17 protein-coding genes are annotated in these 19,447 nt (G+C 72.2%); 9 read left to right on the top strand and 8 right to left on the bottom strand.

Going from position 1 to position 19,447, the window contains the following annotated elements:
- Positions 1 to 146 precede the first annotated feature (146 nt).
- Positions 147 to 2,843, top strand: a complete 2,697-nt coding sequence (locus ACQEVZ_RS22535; RefSeq protein WP_344512096.1) for an adenylate/guanylate cyclase domain-containing protein — start codon at positions 147 to 149, stop codon at positions 2,841 to 2,843.
- Between the two features lie 147 nt (positions 2,844 to 2,990).
- Here ACQEVZ_RS22535 and ACQEVZ_RS22530 read toward each other — a convergent pair whose 3' ends face one another.
- The 3 genes from ACQEVZ_RS22530 to ACQEVZ_RS22520 form a co-directional block, all read right to left on the bottom strand.
- Positions 2,991 to 4,019: a 2-oxoacid:ferredoxin oxidoreductase subunit beta gene (locus tag ACQEVZ_RS22530; protein WP_344512097.1), complete on the bottom strand. Its 1,029-nt coding sequence runs from the start codon at positions 4,017 to 4,019 to the stop codon at positions 2,991 to 2,993.
- Positions 4,012 to 5,859, bottom strand: coding sequence for a 2-oxoacid:acceptor oxidoreductase subunit alpha (locus ACQEVZ_RS22525; protein WP_344512098.1), 1,848 nt, complete (start codon positions 5,857 to 5,859; stop codon positions 4,012 to 4,014). The genes ACQEVZ_RS22530 and ACQEVZ_RS22525 overlap by 8 nt, the downstream gene beginning before the upstream one ends.
- Before the next feature lie 195 nt (positions 5,860 to 6,054).
- On the bottom strand, positions 6,055 to 7,434 hold the full coding sequence (locus ACQEVZ_RS22520; protein ID WP_433369575.1) for a hypothetical protein: 1,380 nt from the start codon (positions 7,432 to 7,434) through the stop codon (positions 6,055 to 6,057).
- A gap of 130 nt (positions 7,435 to 7,564) precedes the next feature.
- Between ACQEVZ_RS22520 and ACQEVZ_RS22515 the strand changes: the two genes are divergently transcribed.
- Entirely contained in the window at positions 7,565 to 7,951 is a 387-nt protein-coding gene (locus tag ACQEVZ_RS22515) for an NADH-quinone oxidoreductase subunit A (protein WP_360573796.1), read from the top strand.
- 40 nt (positions 7,952 to 7,991) lie between these two features.
- Here the strand turns inward: ACQEVZ_RS22515 and folP are convergent, their stop codons facing one another.
- Positions 7,992 to 8,855, bottom strand: coding sequence for a dihydropteroate synthase (folP, locus tag ACQEVZ_RS22510; protein WP_344512102.1), 864 nt, complete (start codon positions 8,853 to 8,855; stop codon positions 7,992 to 7,994).
- A 73-nt stretch (positions 8,856 to 8,928) separates the two neighbouring features.
- Here folP and ACQEVZ_RS22505 point away from each other — a divergent pair, with 73 nt between their 5' ends.
- The 5 genes from ACQEVZ_RS22505 to ACQEVZ_RS22485 all read left to right on the top strand — a co-directional run bounded on the left by ACQEVZ_RS22505 (position 8,929) and on the right by ACQEVZ_RS22485 (position 11,745).
- Positions 8,929 to 9,459 (top strand): DivIVA domain-containing protein, encoded by a 531-nt coding sequence (locus ACQEVZ_RS22505; protein ID WP_344512104.1) that lies wholly within the window; start codon positions 8,929 to 8,931, stop codon positions 9,457 to 9,459.
- On the top strand, positions 9,456 to 9,944 hold the full coding sequence (locus ACQEVZ_RS22500; protein ID WP_433369570.1) for an SRPBCC family protein: 489 nt from the start codon (positions 9,456 to 9,458) through the stop codon (positions 9,942 to 9,944). Before ACQEVZ_RS22505 ends, ACQEVZ_RS22500 begins: the two co-directional genes overlap by 4 nt.
- Positions 9,945 to 9,965: 21 nt before the next feature.
- Positions 9,966 to 10,544, top strand: a complete 579-nt coding sequence (locus ACQEVZ_RS22495; RefSeq protein WP_433369567.1) for a DNA-3-methyladenine glycosylase I — start codon at positions 9,966 to 9,968, stop codon at positions 10,542 to 10,544.
- A gap of 43 nt (positions 10,545 to 10,587) precedes the next feature.
- A complete protein-coding gene (locus tag ACQEVZ_RS22490) occupies positions 10,588 to 11,151 on the top strand; it encodes a GrpB family protein (RefSeq protein WP_360573787.1) in 564 nt (187 codons plus the stop codon).
- A gap of 87 nt (positions 11,152 to 11,238) precedes the next feature.
- Complete coding sequence (locus ACQEVZ_RS22485; RefSeq protein WP_354901414.1) at positions 11,239 to 11,745, top strand: hypothetical protein; 507 nt, start codon at positions 11,239 to 11,241, stop codon at positions 11,743 to 11,745.
- Here the strand turns inward: ACQEVZ_RS22485 and ACQEVZ_RS22480 are convergent.
- Genes ACQEVZ_RS22480 through ACQEVZ_RS22465 form a run of 4 tightly spaced genes read right to left on the bottom strand, consistent with a single transcriptional unit; the run spans position 11,742 to position 15,866 of the window.
- Positions 11,742 to 12,968: a DUF1501 domain-containing protein gene (locus tag ACQEVZ_RS22480; protein WP_344512114.1), complete on the bottom strand. Its 1,227-nt coding sequence runs from the start codon at positions 12,966 to 12,968 to the stop codon at positions 11,742 to 11,744. The two genes, ACQEVZ_RS22485 and ACQEVZ_RS22480, sit on opposite strands and share 4 nt — an antisense overlap.
- A gap of 9 nt (positions 12,969 to 12,977) precedes the next feature.
- Positions 12,978 to 14,234, bottom strand: a complete 1,257-nt coding sequence (locus tag ACQEVZ_RS22475; RefSeq protein ID WP_433369562.1) for a DUF1800 domain-containing protein — start codon at positions 14,232 to 14,234, stop codon at positions 12,978 to 12,980.
- Between the two features lie 46 nt (positions 14,235 to 14,280).
- A complete protein-coding gene (locus tag ACQEVZ_RS22470) occupies positions 14,281 to 15,066 on the bottom strand; it encodes an enoyl-CoA hydratase-related protein (protein WP_433369559.1) in 786 nt (261 codons plus the stop codon).
- Between the two features lie 14 nt (positions 15,067 to 15,080).
- The gene (locus ACQEVZ_RS22465) at positions 15,081 to 15,866 is read right to left on the bottom strand and encodes a PaaX family transcriptional regulator (protein ID WP_433369556.1); all 786 of its coding nucleotides are present in this window, start codon (positions 15,864 to 15,866) and stop codon (positions 15,081 to 15,083) included.
- Positions 15,867 to 16,099: 233 nt separating this feature from the next.
- Here ACQEVZ_RS22465 and ACQEVZ_RS22460 point away from each other — a divergent pair, with 233 nt between their 5' ends.
- Positions 16,100 to 16,267: a DUF3117 domain-containing protein gene (locus ACQEVZ_RS22460; protein ID WP_081971220.1), complete on the top strand. Its 168-nt coding sequence runs from the start codon at positions 16,100 to 16,102 to the stop codon at positions 16,265 to 16,267.
- 106 nt (positions 16,268 to 16,373) lie between these two features.
- Positions 16,374 to 17,858, top strand: a complete 1,485-nt coding sequence (locus ACQEVZ_RS22455; protein ID WP_344512121.1) for a leucyl aminopeptidase family protein — start codon at positions 16,374 to 16,376, stop codon at positions 17,856 to 17,858.
- Positions 17,859 to 19,447: the final 1,589 nt, after the last annotated feature.

Below are 19,447 nucleotides of genomic sequence, written 5' to 3'. Positions count from 1 at the left end.
CGTATGCTTGCTGACCTGCTTGGAAGAGTGCAGACCAACGTCTGTCCGACCTTGAGGACGACTGGTTGGGGACCGTTTCTACGATGCGCGCGACCCAGGGGTGGGGAAACATGGGTCACGCCTGAAAAGGGAGGCGGGGGTTTCACGTGTCGGCGCGGACGCATCTGCCCAGCGGGCTGGTGACATTCCTGTTCACCGACATCGAGGGCTCGACTCGACTTGCCCAGATGCTCGGCACGGGATACCGGCCGGTGCTCCAGGAGCACCGGCAGGTGATCCGTCGCGCACTCTCCAAAGCGGACGGTGTTGAACTCTTCACCGAGGGTGACTCGCTCTTCGTCGCGTTCGCCGACGCCGCCGCCGCGCTCACCGCCTGCATCGAGGCGCAGCGCGAGCTCGCCGCCCACGACTGGCCGGCCGCGCCCGACGGGTCCGACGCCCGGCCGAGGGTCCGCATGGGCCTGCACACCGGGTTCGCCGAGCCCTACGGCGGGGAGTACACGTCGCCGGAGGTGCACCGCGCGGCCCGCGTCGCCGCCGCCGCCCACGGCGGGCAGGTCCTGTGCTCCGCGGCCACCGCCGGCCGCGTCGGCGGGCTCGACGGCGCCCTCGGCGACGACGCCTACCTGCTCGACCTGGGCCTGCACCGGCTGCGCGGCTTCGACGGCTGCGAGCGGATCTTCCAGCTGGTCGCCCCGGGCCTGGACCGCCAGTTCCCCCGGCCGCGCACCATCGACGCGCCCGCCCACAACCTGCCGGTGCAGACGACCCGGTTCATCGGCCGCGCCGCCGAACGCGCCGCTGTGCGCGACCTCGTCGGCGCCCACCGCCTCGTCACCGTGGTCGGCGCCGGCGGCGCCGGCAAGACCCGCCTCGCCGTCGAGGCCGCCGGTGAGCTCGTCGAGCAGTTCCGCGACGGGGTCTGGTTCGCCGACCTCAGCGCCGTCGCGACCAGCGACCTCGTCGACGTCGCCGTCGCGGCCGCCGCCGGGCTGCGCCCCGAGCCGGGCCGGCCCGTCATCCAGACCCTCGCCGACCACGTCCGCGACCGGCGGATGCTGTTCCTGCTCGACACGTCCGACGCGCAGCTGCCCGCGGCCCGCCGGCTCGTGTCGCGGCTGCTGTCCACCGGACCGGAGGTCACCGTCCTGGCGACCAGCCGCGAGCCGCTCGGCCTCGCCGGCGAGGTCGTCTGGCGGATCCCGCCGCTGTCGGTCGAGGCGGCCAGCGGCGGCGGGTTCAGTGACGCCGTCGCGCTGCTGGTCGACCGGGCCTCTGCCGCGCGGGGCGGCCGGCCCGCCGAGCCCGGCGACATCGCCCAGCTCACCCGGGTCGCCGAGGCCCTGGAGGGGCTGCCGCTCGCGCTGGAGCTCGCCGCGGCGCGGCTGCGGCTGCTGTCCGCCGCGCAGCTCGCGGCCCGCATCGACGACGTCCTCGGCACCCTGGACGCCGGCCGCGGCGCCTCGTCCGACGCCGACGTCCCCGGCAACCGGCACCGCACGATGCAGGCCGCCGTGGACTGGTCGTACCGGACGCTCGACGACCGCGCCGCCCGGCTGCTGCGCCGGCTGTCGGTCTTCGCCAGCCCCGTCGACCTGCCCGCGATCGAGTGGCTGCACGACGGCGACCCCCTCGACCCGCTCGCGACCCTCGTCGACAAGTCCCTGCTCCAGGCGGAGGCCGGCGCGACGAACGCGACCTACCGCATGCTCGACCCGATCCGCGCCTACGCCGCCCGGCGCCTCGTCGAGGCCGGCGAGGAGGAGCCGGCCCGGGAGCGGCACGTCGCCTGGTGCCTGCAGGCCGCGCACGACGCCCACGTCGACGCCGAGGGGCGGCCCGTCACGCTGTCGCTCTACACCCTCGACCCGCTCGCCGACGAGCTGCGGGCGGCCCTGCACTGGACCGTGACCCGCGGCAGCGCCCGGCAGGGCCTCGCCGTCGCCGGTGCGCTCGACCAGTGGTGGCGGGAGCGCGGCCTGGTCCGTGAGGGTCGCATGTGGCTGTTCCGCCTGTACGAGCGGATCAGCGCGACCGGTGAGCCCGTCCCCGACGCGGAGCTCGCGGCGGCCTACCACATGCACTCCCTGCACGCGGGCGCCGACGGTGAGACGGTCGAGGAGCTGCGCTTCTCGCAGCGGGCCGAGGCCGCGGCGCGCCGGGCCGGCGACCCCGGGCTGCTCGCGCGGGTGCTCGCCGGGCGGGGCGCGCCGCTGCTGGACATGGGCCGCTTCGACGAGGCCGAGCGCGGCTGCCGGGAGGTGATCGCCCTCGCCGAGGAGCAGGGCGTCGCGGGGGAGACGCTCTTCGCCGTCTACGCCCTCGCGCAGCTGCTGTGGCGCCGCGGCGCGCTCGACGAGGCCGCCGACCTGCTGGCGTCCGCCCGCACGCTGGAGAACTCCCGCCCGACGGAGCGCGGCCGGCGCACCGTCGACATGCTGCTCGGCATGGTCGCGCTGTCCCGCGGCGACCTGGTCGCGGCGCACGACCACCTGATCGTGGCGCTGCGGTCGCGGATGAGCTTCGGCTTCCACCTGCGGGTGTGCGAGGCGCTGATGGCGATCGCGGTGCGCTGCTCCCTCGCCGGCGAGACCGGCACCGCGGCGCGGCTCTTCGGCGCCGCCCAGGCGGCCATGGTGCGGCTGCGCTGCTCCGCCGGCGGGTTCGGCGCGTACTGGACGGAGCAGCAGGCCGCGCTGCGCACCGCGATGGGCGACGCGGACTTCGACGAGGCCTACGCCGCCGGTGGCGCGCTGAGCCTGGAGGAGTCGGTGGCCCTGGCCCTGACGATCGAGCACCCGGACCTGGTGGCGGGCTCGATCCGCTTCTCCGCCGCCGAATAGCCGGAGCCGGACAGCCAGATGGGGTGACAGCCCGCCGGGGGATTACCCCGTTGCACTGCCACCCCACCTCAGGGAGGGCTCACCGACGTGTCGGTGCGCTACCTCTTCAGACGCATCGGCTGCTGTACAGGTTGCCTACAGGATCGTCTACAGGATCGTCCATGTGTCGCCGCTGTTGAGCAGGGCGCCGAGCTCCTCCTCGGGGGTGCCCTTCGCCTTGGCCTTCGCCGTGGTGAGCTGGTCGCGGACCAGGTCGTCGTAGGCGGGCCGCTCCACATTGCGGAACACCCCGATCGGGGTGTTGCGCAGGTCGAGGCCCGGCAGCCGGGACAGCGCGAACGCGTATGCCGGCTCGGCGACCGACTCGTCGTGCACGACGATCTCCTCCGGCGCCGCCGACGCCGTCGGCACCACCGACAGGCCGAAGCCGCCCGGCGGGTGCGTCACCGCCCACTCGCCGTCCTTGCCGAACGTGATCGGCTGGCCGTGCTCCAGGCGGATCGTGAAGTCGTCCCGGGTGGCGGGCTCCTTCAACGCGTCGAACGCGCCGTCGTTGAAGATGTTGCAGTTCTGGTAGATCTCCACGAACGCCGACCCGCGGTGATCGGCCGCGGCCCGCAGCACCGACTGCAGGTGCTTGCGGTCGGAGTCGATGGTGCGGGCGACGAACGAGGCTTCCGCGCCCAGGGCCAGGGAGATCGGGTTGAACGGCGAGTCCGCCGAGCCCGCCGGCGTCGACTTCGTGATCTTGCCGATCTCCGACGTGGGCGAGTACTGACCCTTCGTCAGGCCGTAGATCTTGTTGTTGAACAGCAGGATCTTCAGGTTGACGTTGCGGCGCAGCGCGTGGATCAGGTGGTTGCCGCCGATCGACAGCGCGTCACCGTCGCCGGTCACCACCCACACCGACAGGTCGGGGCGGGACACCGACAGGCCGCTCGCGATCGCCGGCGCGCGGCCGTGGATCGAGTGCATGCCGTAGGTGTTCATGTAGTACGGGAAGCGCGACGAGCAGCCGATGCCGGAGACGAACACGATCCGCTCGCGCGGGATGCCGAGCTCCGGCATGAACGACTGGACCGCGGCCAGGATCGCGTAGTCCCCGCAGCCGGGGCACCAGCGCACCTCCTGGTCGGACTTGAAGTCCTTCGTCGTCAGCTTGAGTGCCTCAGGCATTCTTGACCACTTCCTCCAGCACGGACTCCAGCTCCGCGGCGGTGAAGGGCAGGCCGCGGACCTGGTTGTACGCGATCGCGTCGATCAGGAACTTCGAACGGATGACGCCGGCCAGCTGGCCGAGGTTCATCTCGGGGATGACGACCTTGTCGTAGGCCGCGAGCGCCGCGCCGAGGTTCTTCGGCATCGGCGACAGGTGCCGCAGGTGAGCCTGCGCGATCGGCAGCCCGCGCTGGCGCAGGGCCCGCGCGGCGGCGCCGATCGGGCCGTAGGTGGAGCCCCAGCCGAGCACCAGCACGCGGGCGGTGCCGTCGGGGTCCTCGACCTCGACGTCGGGCACCTCGATGCCCTCGATCCGGGCGGCGCGGGTGCGCACCATGAAGTCGTGGTTGGCCGGGTCGTAGGAGATGTCGCCGGTCTTGTCGGCCTTCTCCAGGCCGCCGATGCGGTGCTCCAGGCCGGGCGTGCCGGGGACCGCCCACGGGCGGGCGAGGGTCACCGGGTCGCGCAGGTACGGCAGGAACGTCGTGCCGTCCTCGCTGTTGGGCTCGGTCGCGAACTCGGTCCGCAGGTCCGGCAGGTCCGCGACCTCCGGCAGCCGCCACGGCTCGGAGCCGTTGGCGATGTACCCGTCGGAGAGCAGGATCACCGGGGTGCGGTAGGTCAGTGCGATCCGGGCGGCCTCGATCGCGGCGTTGAAGCAGTCGGCGGGGGAGCGTGGCGCGATGACCGCCACCGGGGCCTCGCCGTGCCGGCCGAACAGCGCCATGTTGAGGTCGGCCTGCTCGGTCTTGGTCGGCAGGCCGGTGGACGGGCCGGCCCGCTGCACGTCGATGATGAGCAGCGGCAGCTCCAGGGCCACCGCGAGGGAGATGGTCTCGCCCTTGAGGGCGACACCCGGGCCCGACGTGGTCGTCACGCCCAGCGCGCCGCCGTAGGACGCGCCGAGGGCCACGCCGATCGCGGCGATCTCGTCCTCGGCCTGCACCGTCGTCACGCCGAACTTCTTGTGCTTGCTCAGCTCGTGCAGGATGTCCGACGCGGGCGTGATCGGGTACGCGCCCAGGAAGACGGGCAGCTCCGCCCGTACACCTGCCGCGACGACACCGAGAGCGAGCGCGGCGTTGCCGGTGATGTTGCGGTAGTTGCCCGCGGTCATCTTGGCGGGCTTGACCTCGTAGCGGACCGCGAACGCCTCGGTCGTCTCGCCGAAGTTCCACCCCGCGTTGAAGGCGGCGATGTTGGCGGCGACGAGCTCCGGCCGGGCGGCGAACTTGCGCTCCAGGAAGCGCAGCGTCGACTCGTGCGGGCGGGAGTACATCCACGACAGCAGGCCGAGGGCGAACATGTTCTTGGCCCGCTCGGCGTCCTTCTTGGACACGCCGTGCGACTCCAGCGCCTTCACGGTCATCGACGTCAGCCCGACCGGCGCGACGGCCCAGCCCTCGAGCGAGCCGTCCTCGAGCGGGTTGCTGGCGTAGCCGACCTTCGCCAGGTTGCGCTTCGTGAACTCGTCGGTGTTGACGATGATCGAGGCGCCCTTGGGCAGGTCGGCGAGGTTGGCCTTCAGCGCCGCCGGGTTCATCGCCACCAGGACGTTGGGTGCGTCGCCCGGCGTCAGGATGTCGAAGTCGGCGAAGTGGACCTGGAAGCTCGACACGCCCGGCAGGGTGCCGGCGGGCGCGCGGATCTCCGCGGGGAAGTTGGGCAAGGTCGAGATGTCGTTGCCGAGCTGCGCGGTTTCCGACGTGAAACGGTCACCGGTGAGCTGCATGCCGTCGCCGGAGTCGCCAGCGAACCTGATGACCACTCGATCCAGCTGGCGGACCTGCTTGGTCACGTGAGCTGACCTCCTGTTTAAGCCGGCGGAGCGGGGATGCGGTGGTGCGACGACATCGTCGAGCCGGCCCGATCCTTCTGTCACTCAGAGGGTACGTCGAAGGTCCGCGCCTGCCGCCTTCGCAGGTGCCGCTGTGCGTCGGATCCCGGATTTGTGCGGCTGACGTCGAACCGCGCAAACACCACTATTCTGCGCTTACTCCTCCGGCTGCCGGAAGCTGGAGCCCGCGACGGGGCCCTTCGGCAGCCTCGGCAGTGTCAATGACCTGGGCATCGGCGTGCGCTGGGGCAGCGGCGGTAGATCTTCGTCACTTCTTCGCGGCTCTGGTACCAATCTCTGGGACGCATCGTCCCGTGGACCGGAATCGTCTCGCATGCCGGGCTCATCGGGGGTCGCGGACTCGTCCCGCAGGCGTCGCCGCAGCGAGAACACGACCAGGAACCCCACCAGCGCGACCAGCCCGATGATCCCGCCGATGAACGGCAGGCTGGACAGCTGGCTGCTGTTCACGGCCACCGGCGACGCCGGGGCGTCGGTGGGGAGCTCCACCTCGCCGGCGAGCGGCGGACCGGTGATCTTGTAGTCGGTGCGGGTCTCGACCGGATCCAGGCCGATCGGCGCCAGGTAGCCGTGCACCGCGCCCGTCAGCGGCACCTCGGCCCGGGCGGAGGCGCTGATCGACAGCACGAAACCGGCCGGCACCTCCTTGCCCGCGGCGACGTCGCCCAGCTCACAGCGCGACCGCTCGGGCGACAGCTTCCGCTGTGCCCGGCAGACGCTCGGGAACGACACCACGTCGACCCCGGGCGGGGTGACCACCTCGACCGCGCCGGTGGCCTTCGCCGAGCCGGTATTGCGTAGCTTGACCTGGAGCGTGGCGGTTTCAGTGCGCGGCGTCGCCTGCGACGGGAGGGTCAAGGGGTCGGCTGTCAACTCGATGCCGGGCACCGGGGGCTTCGTGCTGAACGTGATTGAGAAGTTCCGCACTTTCTCCGGGAAGTTCTCCATCACGGCCGTCACGTTGCCGGACCCGGACAGCCGCCAGGCGTCCGGCGCGACGTCGACGTCGACCACGACCCGGCCGATCTTCCCCGGCGCGAGCGGGCAGGAGAAGCTCAGGGTGCCGTTGCTGGTCCGGCAGCCGTCGATGCCGTAGCCGCCGGTGGCGCGGGTCCCGCTGGGGAAGGTGTAGAAGCCGGTGATGGTCTCCGGGGTCTCGCCGAGGTTCTGGACCGAGACGACCAGCTTCGAGGCGCCGTTGCCCTGCCAGTACGCGTCGCCGAGGACCACGTCGCTCACCGACACCGTGAACTTGCGCACCTTCTGCGCCGGTGGCGGCGGCGCCTTGGTCGTCGGGCGCGGCGTCGGGGACTGTGTCGTCGGCTTCTCGGTCGGCGAGGCCGGCGGTGTCGGCGGCTCCGTGGTGACCGGCGGATCCGTCGGCGCCGTGGTCGACTCCTCCGGGTCCGGCTCCGCGTACGCGGCCGGGGTGAGCGTGAAGAGCAACGCGCAGGAGGTGCTCAGCGCGACGAAGGCAGCACGAAGCCGGGCGCGGCGGCGCGCGGGTGCTTCCATGGGGGCGTCCTCGTATCCTGGCGGCGGTCCGCTCGCTGCTTGATTGCCATGCGGCAAGGAAGCCCATTATCTAGACAAGTTCTGGTTTCGGCATGTCGGAGTTCGTGGTTATGCGAGTACGGTGCGTGGCGTGAGTGGCTATCTAGGTGGTTATGCGACGCTCGGGCTCCTGCTTCTGGTCGGTGCCGGCGTTTTTGTGGCCGCCTTTACGACCGCTCGGCTGCTGGGACCGCGCCGATCGGCGGACAGTGGGGCGACCGCCGCGAAGTTCGACACCTACGAATGCGGGCTCGACCCGGTGGGCGGCGACTGGGCGCAGGCGCAGATCCGGTACTACGTGTACGCGTTCCTGTACGCACTGTTCGCGGTGGAGAGTGTGTTCCTCTTCCCCTGGGCCGTGATCTTCGACCGGCCCGGGTTCGGGACCGCCGCGGTCGTCGAGATGGCGATCTTCGTGGCGGTCCTCGCCCTGGGGATCCTCTACGCGTGGCGCAAGCGCATCCTGCGCTGGACCTGACGCGGGTCCTTGCGTGGTCCAGGCCCGGTTCAGGCCCAGTTCAGGCCAGGCCGCGCCGGGCGACCGCGGGCTGCCGGTCGCCCCTGATCGCCGCCACCGTGTCCAGGACCCGGCGGGTCGCCCGCACCTGGTGGGCCCGGAAGACCCGCGCGCCCAGCCAGGCCGACACCGCCGTGGCCGCCAGGGTGCCCTCCAGGCGCTCGCCGACCGGCAGGTCGAGGGTCTCGCCGATGAAGTCCTTGTTCGACAGCGCCACCAGCACGGGCCAGCCGGTCGCGGTCATCTCACCGAGCCGGTTGGTGATCGCGAGCGAGTGCCGTGTGTTTTTCCCGAAGTCGTGCGCCGGATCGATGAGGATGCCGTCCCTGCGGACCCCCAGGGCGACCGCCCGCTCGGCGAGGGCCGTGACTGTCCGTACGACATCCTCGACGGGATCCGCGAACGCCACCCGATGCGGGCGGGTCCTCGGGGTGAGCCCGCCGGCGTGGGAGCAGACCAGGCCCGCGCCGGTCTCCGCGGCGACGACGGCGAGGTCCGGGTCGGCGCCCGCCCACGTGTCGTTGATCAGGTCCGCGCCGGCCGCGATCACCTCCCGGGCCACCTCCGCCCGCCACGTGTCGATGGAGATGACCACGTCAGGGAAGCGCTCCCGGACCTTCGCGACCGTCGGCAGCGTCCGGCGCAGCTCCTCCGCGGCGTCCACGGTGCTGCCCGGACCGGCCTTCACCCCGCCGATGTCGATGATGTCCGCGCCCTCGCCGACCGCCGCCTCGACCGCCCGCAGCGCCGCGTCCTCGGCGAACGTCGCGCCCTTGTCGAAGAACGAGTCCGGTGTCCGGTTCACGATCGCCATCACCGCGTAGTCACTGTCGGTGAACTGCCGGCCGCCCAGCCGAAACATCATGGATCCTCCGTCTTTCCTTCAGATGGGTGTGCCGGGGTCGCCCGCGCTCAGTCAGCGTGCCACGATTCCCCCTATGGCTGAGTTCCTCCTGGTGTTGATCGCCGCCGTGGTCGTCGGGGCCATCGGGTTCGGCGTGTCCTTGTTGATCACCGGCGACGACCCGGGGATCGAAGGTCACGAGCCCGACGGGCGCGCGGTGCCCCTGCCGTCCTCCCGCCCCCTGGTCGAGGGCGACGTCGGGCAGGTCCGCTTCGACACCACCCTCCGTGGGTACCGGATGGCGCAGGTCGACGCGGCGCTGCGCCGCGCCGGCTATGACATCGGCTACAAGGAGGAGCTGATCCAGGTCCTCGAGGCCGAGGTCAAGGCGCTGCGCGACGGGCGCACCGAGGACGCCGACGCGCTGCGCGACGCCCGCGAGGCGGCGGTCACCGGTGCCGGCGGCAACGTCGTGCTGTCCTCGCCGTCCGGCTCGCCCTCGGCCGAGTCCGAGTCCGAGTCGGAGTCCGCGGCCGAGCCCGCCGTCGTCGACCTGGACAAGCGCGCCACCGACGACGACAGCGCCGCGCACACCTGGGGCGCGCCCTCCCCGGTGGTGAAGTGACCGATTCGTCCTTCGACGACGAGGTCGCCCGGCCCGGCACCGGCGAGGTGACCGCGACGGTGATCGTCCGGGCGCCCGCCGAGCGGGTCTTCGCCGCGCTCATCGACTGGACCCGGCAGAGCGACTGGATCCCGTTCACCACGGTCCGCGTCCTGTCCGGGGACGGCGGCGAGGGCAGCTCGATCGAGGCCGTCACGCGCGTCGGCCCGGCCGCGCTGCGCGACCTCATGCGGGTGGTGAAGGTCGATCCCCCGTACGAGGTCCGCGTCGTGCACCACGGCAAGGTGCTGCGCGGCCCCGGGGTGCTGCGCTGCACGCCGCTGGGCAGCAACCGCACCCAGGTCGTCTGGCACGAGTGGTTCCACCTGCCGGCCGGGGCCGCCGGGAAGGCGGCCTGGCCGGTCCTCTGGCCCGGCTCCAAGGTCAGCCTCACCGGCGCCCTGCGACGCTTCGCCCGGCTCGTCGAGACGGGGAAACTGTCGTAGGCCTGCAGTACATTGCGGGGCGTGGTTGATGTGGTGGTGGGCGACGACGGGCTCGCCAGGTGTGCGTGGGGCGCCTCGACGCCCGACTACGCGGTCTATCACGACACCGAGTGGGGCCGGCCCGTCCGCGACGACAACGGGCTCTTCGAGCGGCTCACCCTGGAGGCCTTCCAGTCCGGCCTGTCGTGGATCACGATCCTGCGCAAGCGGCCCGCGTTCCGTGCCGCGTTCGCGGACTTCGACATCGCCAAGGTCGCCGAGTTCGGCGAGGCCGACGTCGAGCGGCTCCTCGGCGACGCCGGCATCGTGCGCAACCGGGCGAAGATCGAGGCCGCCGTCGCCAATGCCCGCGCCGCCGCCGACCTCCCCGGCGGGATCGCCGCGCTGTTGTGGTCCTTCGCACCCGAGCCGCGAGCCGCCCGCCCCGCCGGCTTCGCCGAGGTGCCGGCCTCGACCGTCGAGTCCAAAGCGCTGGCCAAGGCCCTGAAGCGGCACGGTTTCAGGTTCGTCGGCCCGACGACGGCTTATGCCCTCATGCAGGCCACCGGCATGGTCGACGATCATCTCGCCTCTTGTTTTGTGCAGCTCGACCGGCCATGATCCGGACTGACGACCGCCCGGTGAGTGACTGGAGTGTGGACTGATGACCGCCGAGTTCGCCGCCGACTACGGGGGTCCACTCGAACTGGTCGAATATGACCCGAACTGGCCCGCGAAGTTCGCCTATTACCGCGACGAGCTGGCCGACGCACTCGGCCCGGTGGCGCTCCGCATCGAGCACATCGGCTCCACGGCCGTTCCGGGCCTCGCCGCGAAGAACGTCATCGACATCCTGGTCGTCGTCGCCGACGAGCACGACCGCGACGGCTACCGCCCCGCGGTCGAGTCGACCGGCATGGCCCTGGCCCACCGCGACCCGGCCGCCTCCTGGTCGTTCTACCGCCCGGCCACCCCGCCGCGCACCCGGCACGTCCACGTCACGTCGCGCGGCTCCTCGCACGAGCGGGTCCAGCTGCTCTTCGTCGACTTCCTGCGCAACCACGACCTGGCCGCCGACGCCTATGCCCAGGTGAAGCGCCGCCTCGCCGTCCGCTTCGCCGACGACCGCGAGGGCTACACCCGCGCCAAGACCGACTTCATCTTCGACATGCTCGACCGCGCCGAGCAGTGGGCCGACCAGACCGGCTGGACCGTCGAGGAGCGGTAGTCCCCATTCGCACCACCGGCGCCCGTCCCGCCCGGCTCCCCGCAGGCCCGGCTGCTGTCGATCACGGCCGGATGGTGGAATGGGGGCATGGCGAAGTGGGCGGTGGTTGTCTCCGGGGAGCGGTACGAGCAGGAGCGGCTCTACGCCTCGCCGGTCGTGCCGGGGACCACACTTCCCGCCGGGGACGAGGCGCTGCTGGTGGCGGCGGTCGAGCCGCCCGTGGTGTTCGGCGTCGCCCGGGCCGACGGTGAGGGGCACCTGCGCTACACCGTGGACCTGATCGCGGCGCCGGTGCCGTTCGGCGGGAGCCTGGAGCAGGGCGAGCACCGCCTGGACGAGGCGGCGTTCGTCGCGGTCGCGCAGGAGGTCACGAGCGCGACGAAGCGGCCCGAGGCGAAGCGGACCTGGCTGGTGAGCGTCGACCTGCCGATCGAGGCTGCGTCGCCGGGCGAGGCGGTGCGGGAGTTCTGGACCTACGTGCGCGACCTCGGCCCGGCCGAGCTGCCCGCGTTCGTCTGGCCGGCCGGCGACGAGCTCGCCATGCAGGCGTTCGTGCTCGGCGCCGAGGCCAACCAGGATCCTGAAGAGGACTAGAACAGCCCGGGCAGCGCCGACGAGTACCCCAGGATCCGCTGCGGATCGGCGTCCAGGACGTTCGACAGCAGCGAGGCGTACACGGCGCGGAAGTCGGTCGTGAACTTCAGGTCGCCGTTGTCCAGGTCGGACAGGCTGGGCTGCTCGCCGTACAGGCCGCCGCGCACGGGGCTGCCGAGCAGGAACATGTTCGAGGCGGTGCCGTGGTCGGTGCCGTCGGAGCCGTTCGCGGCGACCCGCCGGCCGAACTCGGAGTAGACGGCCACCACGACCCGGCGGCCCGCCTCGGTCTTCGCCATCCGCGCGGCGAACCCGGTCAGCGCCTCGTCGAGCCGGCGCAGCAGGTTCTCCTGCGAGTCCCGCTCCTCGGCGTGCAGGTCGAAGCCGCCCAGCGAGACCGAGAACACCCGGGTGGCGACGTTCGCCTCGACGCAGCGGGCGACGAGGTCGAGCTGCGCCTTCAGGTCGGAGCGGCCGCCGGTGCCGGTGCCTGTGGTCTCCTCGCCGGTGTCGTCGTGGTCGCCGTCGGCGGCGGTGCGGACGAGGGCGTCGACGCTGACCAGGTCGGCGAACGCGCGGGCGGCCCGCGCCTGCAGCGGCGGCTCGCCCTCGGCGGCCGCGCCGAGCTGCGACAGGGTCTCGGCCCGCACCCCGTTGGGCAGGGCGAGACCGGTGACCGGCACGGCCGCGCCGGCGCTGTTGGCCCCGGCGAGCAGCGGCGGCAGGACGGGCTCGAAGGACACGGCGTGCCGCGGGTCGCCGCCGAACGTGTCCAGCCAGCGGCCGAGCCAGCCGGTGTTGCCGGGCCGGTCCGGCTGCGCGGTCTGCCAGATGTCCATGGACCGGAAGTGGCTGTGGTCGGGCTTCGGGTAGCCGACCCCGCGGACGACGGCGAGCTTCCCCGCGTCGTACATCTGCTTGAACCCGGTCAGGGCGGGGTTCAGCCCGACCGTGTCGTTGAGGCGGATGACCTCCTCGGCGGTGTAGGCGAGCTCGTTGCGCGCCTCCCGGTAGCCCTTCTCCGCGAACGGGATGACATTCGCGAGGCCGTCGTTTCCCCCGTACAGGGTGACCAGCACGAGCGTCTTCGCGTCGCCGGGCCGGTCGTCCCAGGTCGCGGTGTCGAAGATGTCCCGCAGGGTCCACGCGCCACCGGCGGCGAGCGCGGAGGCGCCGACGACACCGCTGGTGATCAGGAACTTGCGCCGGGTGACGGTATCCATGAGAACCACCTAGGCAATCGCGTACTCGGGGCTCGCCAGACCGAGGGCCAGGAGCTTGCGGGGGTCGCCGGCGACGGGGTCGAGCGCGGCGCGGGTCCGGTCGGTGAACGCGTCGACGACGAGCAGCCGGGCGAGGGCGTCCGCCCGCTGGCCCGTCGGCGCCGCGCCGATCCGGTCGAGGACCGGCTGCGGGGCCTTGCCGGCCAGCAGCTGCGCCATCTTCAGCCGGGCCTGGGTCGCCGACGTGGTGAGCCAGGCGGCGCCGGCGGGCCAGCCGCCGACGCTCGGCGGGCGCAGCGGGACCTGGCCGAGCTGGTTGAGGCCGCCCTGCAGCTGCTTGCGCTGCTGCTCCGGCATGTCACCGGGGCGCAGCCCGAGCTGGCGCAGCGCGCCGACGAGCCACTCCACCGGCTGCTTGACCAGCTCCGCGTGGCCGTCGGCGAGCAGCAGCACACGGAGCATCGCCGCCGTCGTGGACTGCCGCTTCGCCTCGGCGAGCACCGCCTCCGGGATCGGGTTGTCGCCGCAGTACCGCAGCCACAACCGCCGCGCGATGAACTCCGGGCACGCGGGCTGCCCCAGCAGCAGCGCGGCGAAACCGTCGGCGTCGAAGTCGGCGGTCGTGCCGAGGATGGTCTTGGGCTTGGCGTCGTGCCGCTTCGGGTTGAGGCTCGCGGTGCCGGACTTCGGGTCCACGACCCAGCCGGTCAGCGCCCTGGCGCCCTCCCGCACGTCCTGCTCGGTGTAGTGACCCACGCCGAGCGTGAACAGCTCCATCAGCTCGCGGGCGAGATTCTCGTTGGGCGCCTTGACGGTGTTCCTCTGCCCGTCCAGCCAGATGATCAGCGCCGGGTCGTGGACCATCGCGCGGACCATCGTGCCGAAGTCGCCGAGCGCGGTGCGGGCGAGGGTCTGCTGGTGGCCGAGCATCAGCGGCCCGTACTTCACCTTGTCGGCCGACGTCGCCCAGTGCCCGTGCCAGAAGAACGTCAGCTTCTCGTGCAGCTGGTGCTCGGCCTGGACCATCCGGTCCAGCCACCAGTACCCGACGGTGCGGATCTGCGCGGCCCGGTCGGTCTTCTCGTTGACCACCGGGGGGAGCTTCGGCACGGGTGTCCGGGCCGCGCCCGCGTCGTCCCCGGCGGGGCTGATCAGGGCGTCGAGGGTCGCGGACGGGCCGGCCCGCTCCGCCGCGTCGACCTCCTCGGCGGTCGGCCCGAAGGTCGCGCGGCGCAGCAGGTGCGCGAGTGCTTTCCGATCGGCCATGCGGCCAACGGTAGGCCCCGCGTGTTCGAGCCACGTAAATCGGCGGTCAGGCTCCGGCGAAGACCCGCTTCTGCTTCCGCACGAATGCGGCCGTCGATGCCTTGTGGTCCGCCGTCTGCCCGCAGACCGCCTGGACCTGCGCCTCGACCTCCAGGGCCTCCCGCAGCGTGCCGGAGGAGCCGGCGGCGAGCTGGCGCTTGATCTGCGCGTACGCGACGGTGGGGCCGGCGGCGAGGCGGGCCGCGAGCTCGAGGGCGACCGGCAGCACCTGCTCGTCGTCGTCGACCAGGCGGGTCAGCAGGCCGAGACGGTCCGCGGCCGGCGCGTCGACCGGCTCGGCGAGCAGCAGCAGCTCGGTCGCCTTCGCGTGCCCGACGAGCCGGGGCAGCGTCCACGACACGCCGGTGTCGCCGGCGAGGCCCACGTTGGCGAACGCCATCAGGAACCCGGTGCCCGGCCCGCCGATCCGGAAGTCGGCGAGCAGCGCCAGGGACGCCCCGGCGCCCGCCGCCATGCCCCGGACGGCCGCGACGACCGGCTTCGGCATGGTCAGGACCAGCTCGGCGATCGGGTTGTAGTGCTCCCGGACCGTCGACAACGGCGCGTCGCTGCCGGATTCCAGGAGCGCCACGTGCTCGCGGAGGTCCTGCCCGACGCAGAACGCCCGGCCGGTGCCGGCGAGGACGACGGCCCTGACCGCGGTGTCCTCGGCGAGCTCCTTGAGGGTGTCGCGCAGGGCCACCTTGGTGGCGGTGTCCAGCGCGTTGAGCGCCTCGGGACGGTTGAACGTGACGACGGCGACCGCTTCATTGCGCTCGACCTGCAGACTCATGCGATGAACTCCTTCTACGTTCGCAGACACTGGTCAACGTAGCGGTCGGCGGCGGGGCGCAGGCGACCCGCGTGCCGGTCGAAGAACGCCGCCGCCGCCGTCCCCGGCCATTGCTGCGGCAGCAGCTCGGGCGGCAGCTGCGGGTCGCGGAACAGGAACGCCCGCCACGCGTGCACCAGCGTGAACCTCGCCGCGTACGCGCGCTCGTCGTCGGTGCCGGGACCGAGCGCCGACACCAGCGGCGTCAGGTCGGTCACGAACTGCTCGTACGCCTCGCCGATCGCCCGCAGGTCCCAGGCGCGCGTCACGAGCTGCTCGCCGCCGGCGACGTGCGCCGCGCTGAACCGGTCGTACCGGACGCCGGCCTCGACGAGCAGCGCGTCGACCCCCTCGCCGGGCCGCGGTGCGATCCAGGTGGACGCGTCGATCGCCCCGTAACCGAGAAATCCCAGGTTGGCGACGAGTTTCGCCCGCGCGCCTCGGTGCTGCGGCGGGCCCAGCGTGATGAGATCGAAGCGGCCGTCCCAGCCGGCGTCGCCCGTGGGGGTGCGGTAGATGCGGGCACCCGCCGCGTCGAGCCGCCGTGCCGCCTTCGGGGTGATGCCGTAGCCGGGGCCGGTCGGCAACCGTAAAGGGTGCAGCCAACCCTGCCGTACCATCCGTGACACCGCGGTCCGGACGGCGGGTGGTGCGATGCCGAGGGGTGCGAGCAGGCGCACGAGGGCCGCTATGGCGGCCCGTCCACCGCGGGGACGGAGATGGTCGCCATAGAGATCAAAGAGGGCGGACCGGGCCTGCATGGCCGCTTATTGTGACAGTTGACCGGCGTTCACCGCCAGGAGTTGTCACATGGTTCGCGTCCCAGTTTGGGTCTTGGGGCCATCATCAGGGAAAATCATCTGTTGGCGCGTTCATCACGAGTCCGAAGGCCGGGGAGGCAGGTTCCGGCCGACGCTGGTGGGTGACCGCGCGGGCATGCGGGGACGGCTGTGCCACCTGATGTCTGGGACATCAGGGAGCGAAGGGAGACAACATGGCGGCCATGAAGCCGCGGACAGGCGACGGTCCGCTGGAGGTCACCAAGGAGGGCCGGGGCATCGTCATGCGGGTCCCGCTGGAAGGTGGTGGGCGGCTCGTCGTCGAGATGACCAAGGATGAGGCCAACGAGCTCAGCGAGGCACTGAAGACCGCCACCGGCTGAGGTCTTCTCGCTCATCCGGCACGACCCCGCGCAACCGAGTGGCCCTGAGGCGGTCGCTCCCCGAGGCGTGCGCGGAAACATGTGAGTTTCGAGTGGAGGCAAGCTCTTGCTGGACATCCGGTTCGCCACGGCCCGCAACGTCTCCGGTGCGGTCGCCGCTGTCGTGCCGGCCGCCGATTCTTCCGACGACCCCGCGGCGACACGGCTGGCCGCCGTGCGGGCGTCGCTGGCGAGATTGAAGCTCGGCCCGGCCGACCTGGACGACATCACCGCGTTCCTGCTGGATGTCGAGCACTCCGGGTCGGCCGGCACCCTGCACAAGCTGCCGCGCGCCGGGCACCGCCCCGACCTGCTCTTCTTCGTCGGCGTCGGGTCCGGCGACGAGGCCGGCTGGCGGGCCGCGGGCGCGAAGCTCGCCAGGTCCGCCGGCGACGAGCCGACGCTCACCCTCCTCCTGCCCGACGACGTCACGCCGGCCGCGGTGCGAGGCCTCGGGGAGGGGCTGTGGCTCGCGTCGTACCGCTTCCGCCTCGGCGCCGACGAGCCCCCATCGCTGCGCCGGGTCAACCTCGCCGCCGCCCCGTCGGCCGATCTCGAGGCGGGCCTCGCCGCCGCGAAGGTGGTCGCCGAGTCGACCCGCCTCGCCCGCGACCTCACCAACATGCCCAGCGACGAGAAGACCCCCGCCTGGTTCGCGAAGCGGGTCGAGAAGGCCGCCGCCGGCGTGCCCGGGCTGACGGTGACCGTCCGCGACCCGAAGGCCCTCGCCGAGCAGGGGTTCAACGCGATCCTCGCCGTCGGCGGCGGCTCCACCCGCGGCCCGCGCCTGGTCGAGCTGTCCTGGCGCCCGCGCGGCGCCCGGCGGCACGTGGTCCTGGTCGGCAAGGGCATCACGTTCGACACCGGCGGCATCTGCATCAAGCCCCTGTCCGGCATGAAGCTCATGCGCAAGGACATGGGCGGCGCGGCGGCCGTGATCGGCGCGACCCTCGCCGCCGCGGCGCTGCGCCTCCCCGTGCGCATCACCGCCCTCGCCCCCCTCGCGGAGAACGCGATCGGCGCCGACTCCTTCCGCCCCGGCGACGTGATCCGCCACTACGGCGGCACCACCTCCGAGATCCACAACACCGACGCCGAGGGCCGCCTCGTCCTCGGCGACGCCATGGCCTACGCCGTCCGGCGCCTGCGCCCCGACACGATCGTCGACCTGGCCACCCTCACCGGCGCGCAGGGCGTCGCCCTCGGCAAGCGCACCGCCGCCCTCTACAGCTACAACGACACCCTCGCCAAGGAGCTCACCACCGCCGCCGACACCGCGGGCGAGTCGGTCTGGCGCATGCCCCTGCACGACGACTACGCCGACGCCCTCGACAGCGACGTCGCCGACATCGTCAACTCCACCGACGTCGGCGCCGGCTCCGTGATGGCCGCGCTCTACCTCCGCGAGTTCACCGGCCCCCTCCGCGACCAGTGGGCCCACATCGACATGTCATCCTCCGCCTGGTCCGACTCCCCCGACGCCGACCTCACCAAGGGCGCCACCGGCTGGGGCGTCCGCACCCTGCTGCGCTGGCTAGAGACAACAACCTGACGCTCCGCGTCCCCCAGCCATCACCCCACCGACCCCTGTAGCCGTGGCCACGGCCAGCGCGGTGATCGAAGCCTGATTCTGGCCGTGCTGACGGCCAGCGCCGTCCTTCGATCAAGCGGATGACGCGAAGAGGCCGGCGTCGCGAGTGGGGCCACCCGTCGGCGCGGCGCCCGTCGCGCGCGTGGTGCATTGGCCCACCGCCTGACGGTTTACTGGCCGTAAAGGCTGCGGTGCGGCCATGGCCGGTGTGGTGCTCGAAGGTTGGTTCTGGTCGCTATGGCGGCCGCTGCTGTCCTTGGATCAAGTGGATGGTGTGGAGGGGTCGGTGTTGCGGGTGGGGTGGCCGGTCGGCGCGGCGCCTGTCGCGCGCGTTGTGCATTGGTCCGGGCGTCTGACGGTTTGCTGGTCGTGCCAGCTGCGGTGTGGGCAGCAGTGGCGCCGAGTGGTGCACCCCGCCGGGGGCGTGGCCGGCGTGGTGATCGAAGGCTGAGTCTGGTCGTGCGGGCGGCCGGTGCTGTCCTTCGATCAAGCGGCCGGTGTGGAGGGGTCGGCGTTGCGGGTGGGGGTGCCGGTCGGCGCGGCGTCCGTCGCGCGCGTGGTGCGTTGGTTCGGCGCCTGACGGTTTGCTGTTCGTGCTGGCTGTGGTGCGGGCATGGTCGGTGTGGTGATCGAAGGCTGGTTCTGGTCGTGATGGCGGCCGGTGCTGTCCTTTGATCAAGTGGATGGTGTGGAGAGGGCCGCGTTGTCGGCATGGGGCCTGCCGGTTCTGAGGCCGAGACGGATCTTGCTTCTGCGACCCAACTGCGGAACGGAGGCGCTGCGCACGACCTGCCGGCTGCTACCCGGGCCGAGACGCCGATCGTGTGGCGCCAACCGGGCGGCGAGCGCCGGCAGCAGGTCGGGACATGTCGGACCCGAGGTGTGAGGTCCGTGCAGTACCGCGGCAGCGGCTGTGATCCCGGGAGGCGATGCAGCCTGAGAGCCCGGCAAAACGGTCGTCCGTAGCGGTCAGGCAACCAGGGCAGGCCCGTGAGGCTGGAGCGCGGGCAGGACGGCCGGGGCGTCGGGGCGCGAGCCTGTGGGTTGGGTGGCCGCCGAGCTGTGACTGGCGACGGCTGGACGGTGCTGGTGGCTGACTCGCCCCCGCTTGTCGGCGTGCAGTGGTGGAGCGATCTGAGAATCCGGCGAAACGGGCATGCCCCAGGAATTCGGCAACCGGGGCAGCTCCGAGGGCCGAGGGGCCGGTCGGGTGGTCGGTGGACGTCGGGTGCCGGGTCGTGGGTTGGGTGGGTCGGGGAGTTGCGGCGGGAGGAGGACTGAGTGGTGCCGGGTGGGGCTCGGCTCCGGGTGCTTGCGGGCGCGGGGTGGCGACCTGAGAACTCGACAAATCGAGCAGGCGGGCAGCGATCTGAGAGCCCGACAACGCGATCGCGCCGCGGCAGTCAAAGTGGCTGGGCAAGGCGACGGATCGTCTTCAAGAAGGCGGGAAGGCGCGGCGTCGGGAGTCAGACGGGAAGTCGGGAAGGTTGGCGCGTTAGGGAGTTGGGACGCGTGATGACCCAGCGCCGTGATGGTGGGTGTGAGGCGGG

The organism is Dactylosporangium sp. CA-152071 (assembly GCF_050936335.1).
GTDB lineage: Bacteria > Actinomycetota > Actinomycetes > Mycobacteriales > Micromonosporaceae > Dactylosporangium > Dactylosporangium maewongense.
The sequence above is the reverse complement of the archived record's forward strand: the minus strand, read 5'-3'. Positions and strand labels throughout refer to the sequence as shown.

Bases quoted from the DNA above. Each gene is read 5' to 3' on its own strand.
- ACQEVZ_RS22480 (WP_344512114.1), bottom strand. From the start codon at position 12,968: ATGGATACCGTCACCCGGCGCAAGTTCCTGATCACCAGCGGTGTCGTC.
- folP (WP_344512102.1), bottom strand. From the start codon at position 8,855: ATGATGTTTCGGCTGGGCGGCCGGCAGTTCACCGACAGTGACTACGCG.
- ACQEVZ_RS22460 (WP_081971220.1), top strand. From the start codon at position 16,100: ATGGCGGCCATGAAGCCGCGGACAGGCGACGGTCCGCTGGAGGTCACC.
- ACQEVZ_RS22530 (WP_344512097.1), bottom strand. From the start codon at position 4,019: ATGCCTGAGGCACTCAAGCTGACGACGAAGGACTTCAAGTCCGACCAG.
- ACQEVZ_RS22485 (WP_354901414.1), top strand. From the start codon at position 11,239: ATGGCGAAGTGGGCGGTGGTTGTCTCCGGGGAGCGGTACGAGCAGGAG.
- ACQEVZ_RS22475 (WP_433369562.1), bottom strand. From the start codon at position 14,234: ATGGCCGATCGGAAAGCACTCGCGCACCTGCTGCGCCGCGCGACCTTC.
- ACQEVZ_RS22490 (WP_360573787.1), top strand. From the start codon at position 10,588: ATGACCGCCGAGTTCGCCGCCGACTACGGGGGTCCACTCGAACTGGTC.
- ACQEVZ_RS22520 (WP_433369575.1), bottom strand. From the start codon at position 7,434: ATGGAAGCACCCGCGCGCCGCCGCGCCCGGCTTCGTGCTGCCTTCGTC.
- ACQEVZ_RS22470 (WP_433369559.1), bottom strand. From the start codon at position 15,066: ATGAGTCTGCAGGTCGAGCGCAATGAAGCGGTCGCCGTCGTCACGTTC.
- ACQEVZ_RS22505 (WP_344512104.1), top strand. From the start codon at position 8,929: ATGGCTGAGTTCCTCCTGGTGTTGATCGCCGCCGTGGTCGTCGGGGCC.
- ACQEVZ_RS22465 (WP_433369556.1), bottom strand. From the start codon at position 15,866: ATGCAGGCCCGGTCCGCCCTCTTTGATCTCTATGGCGACCATCTCCGT.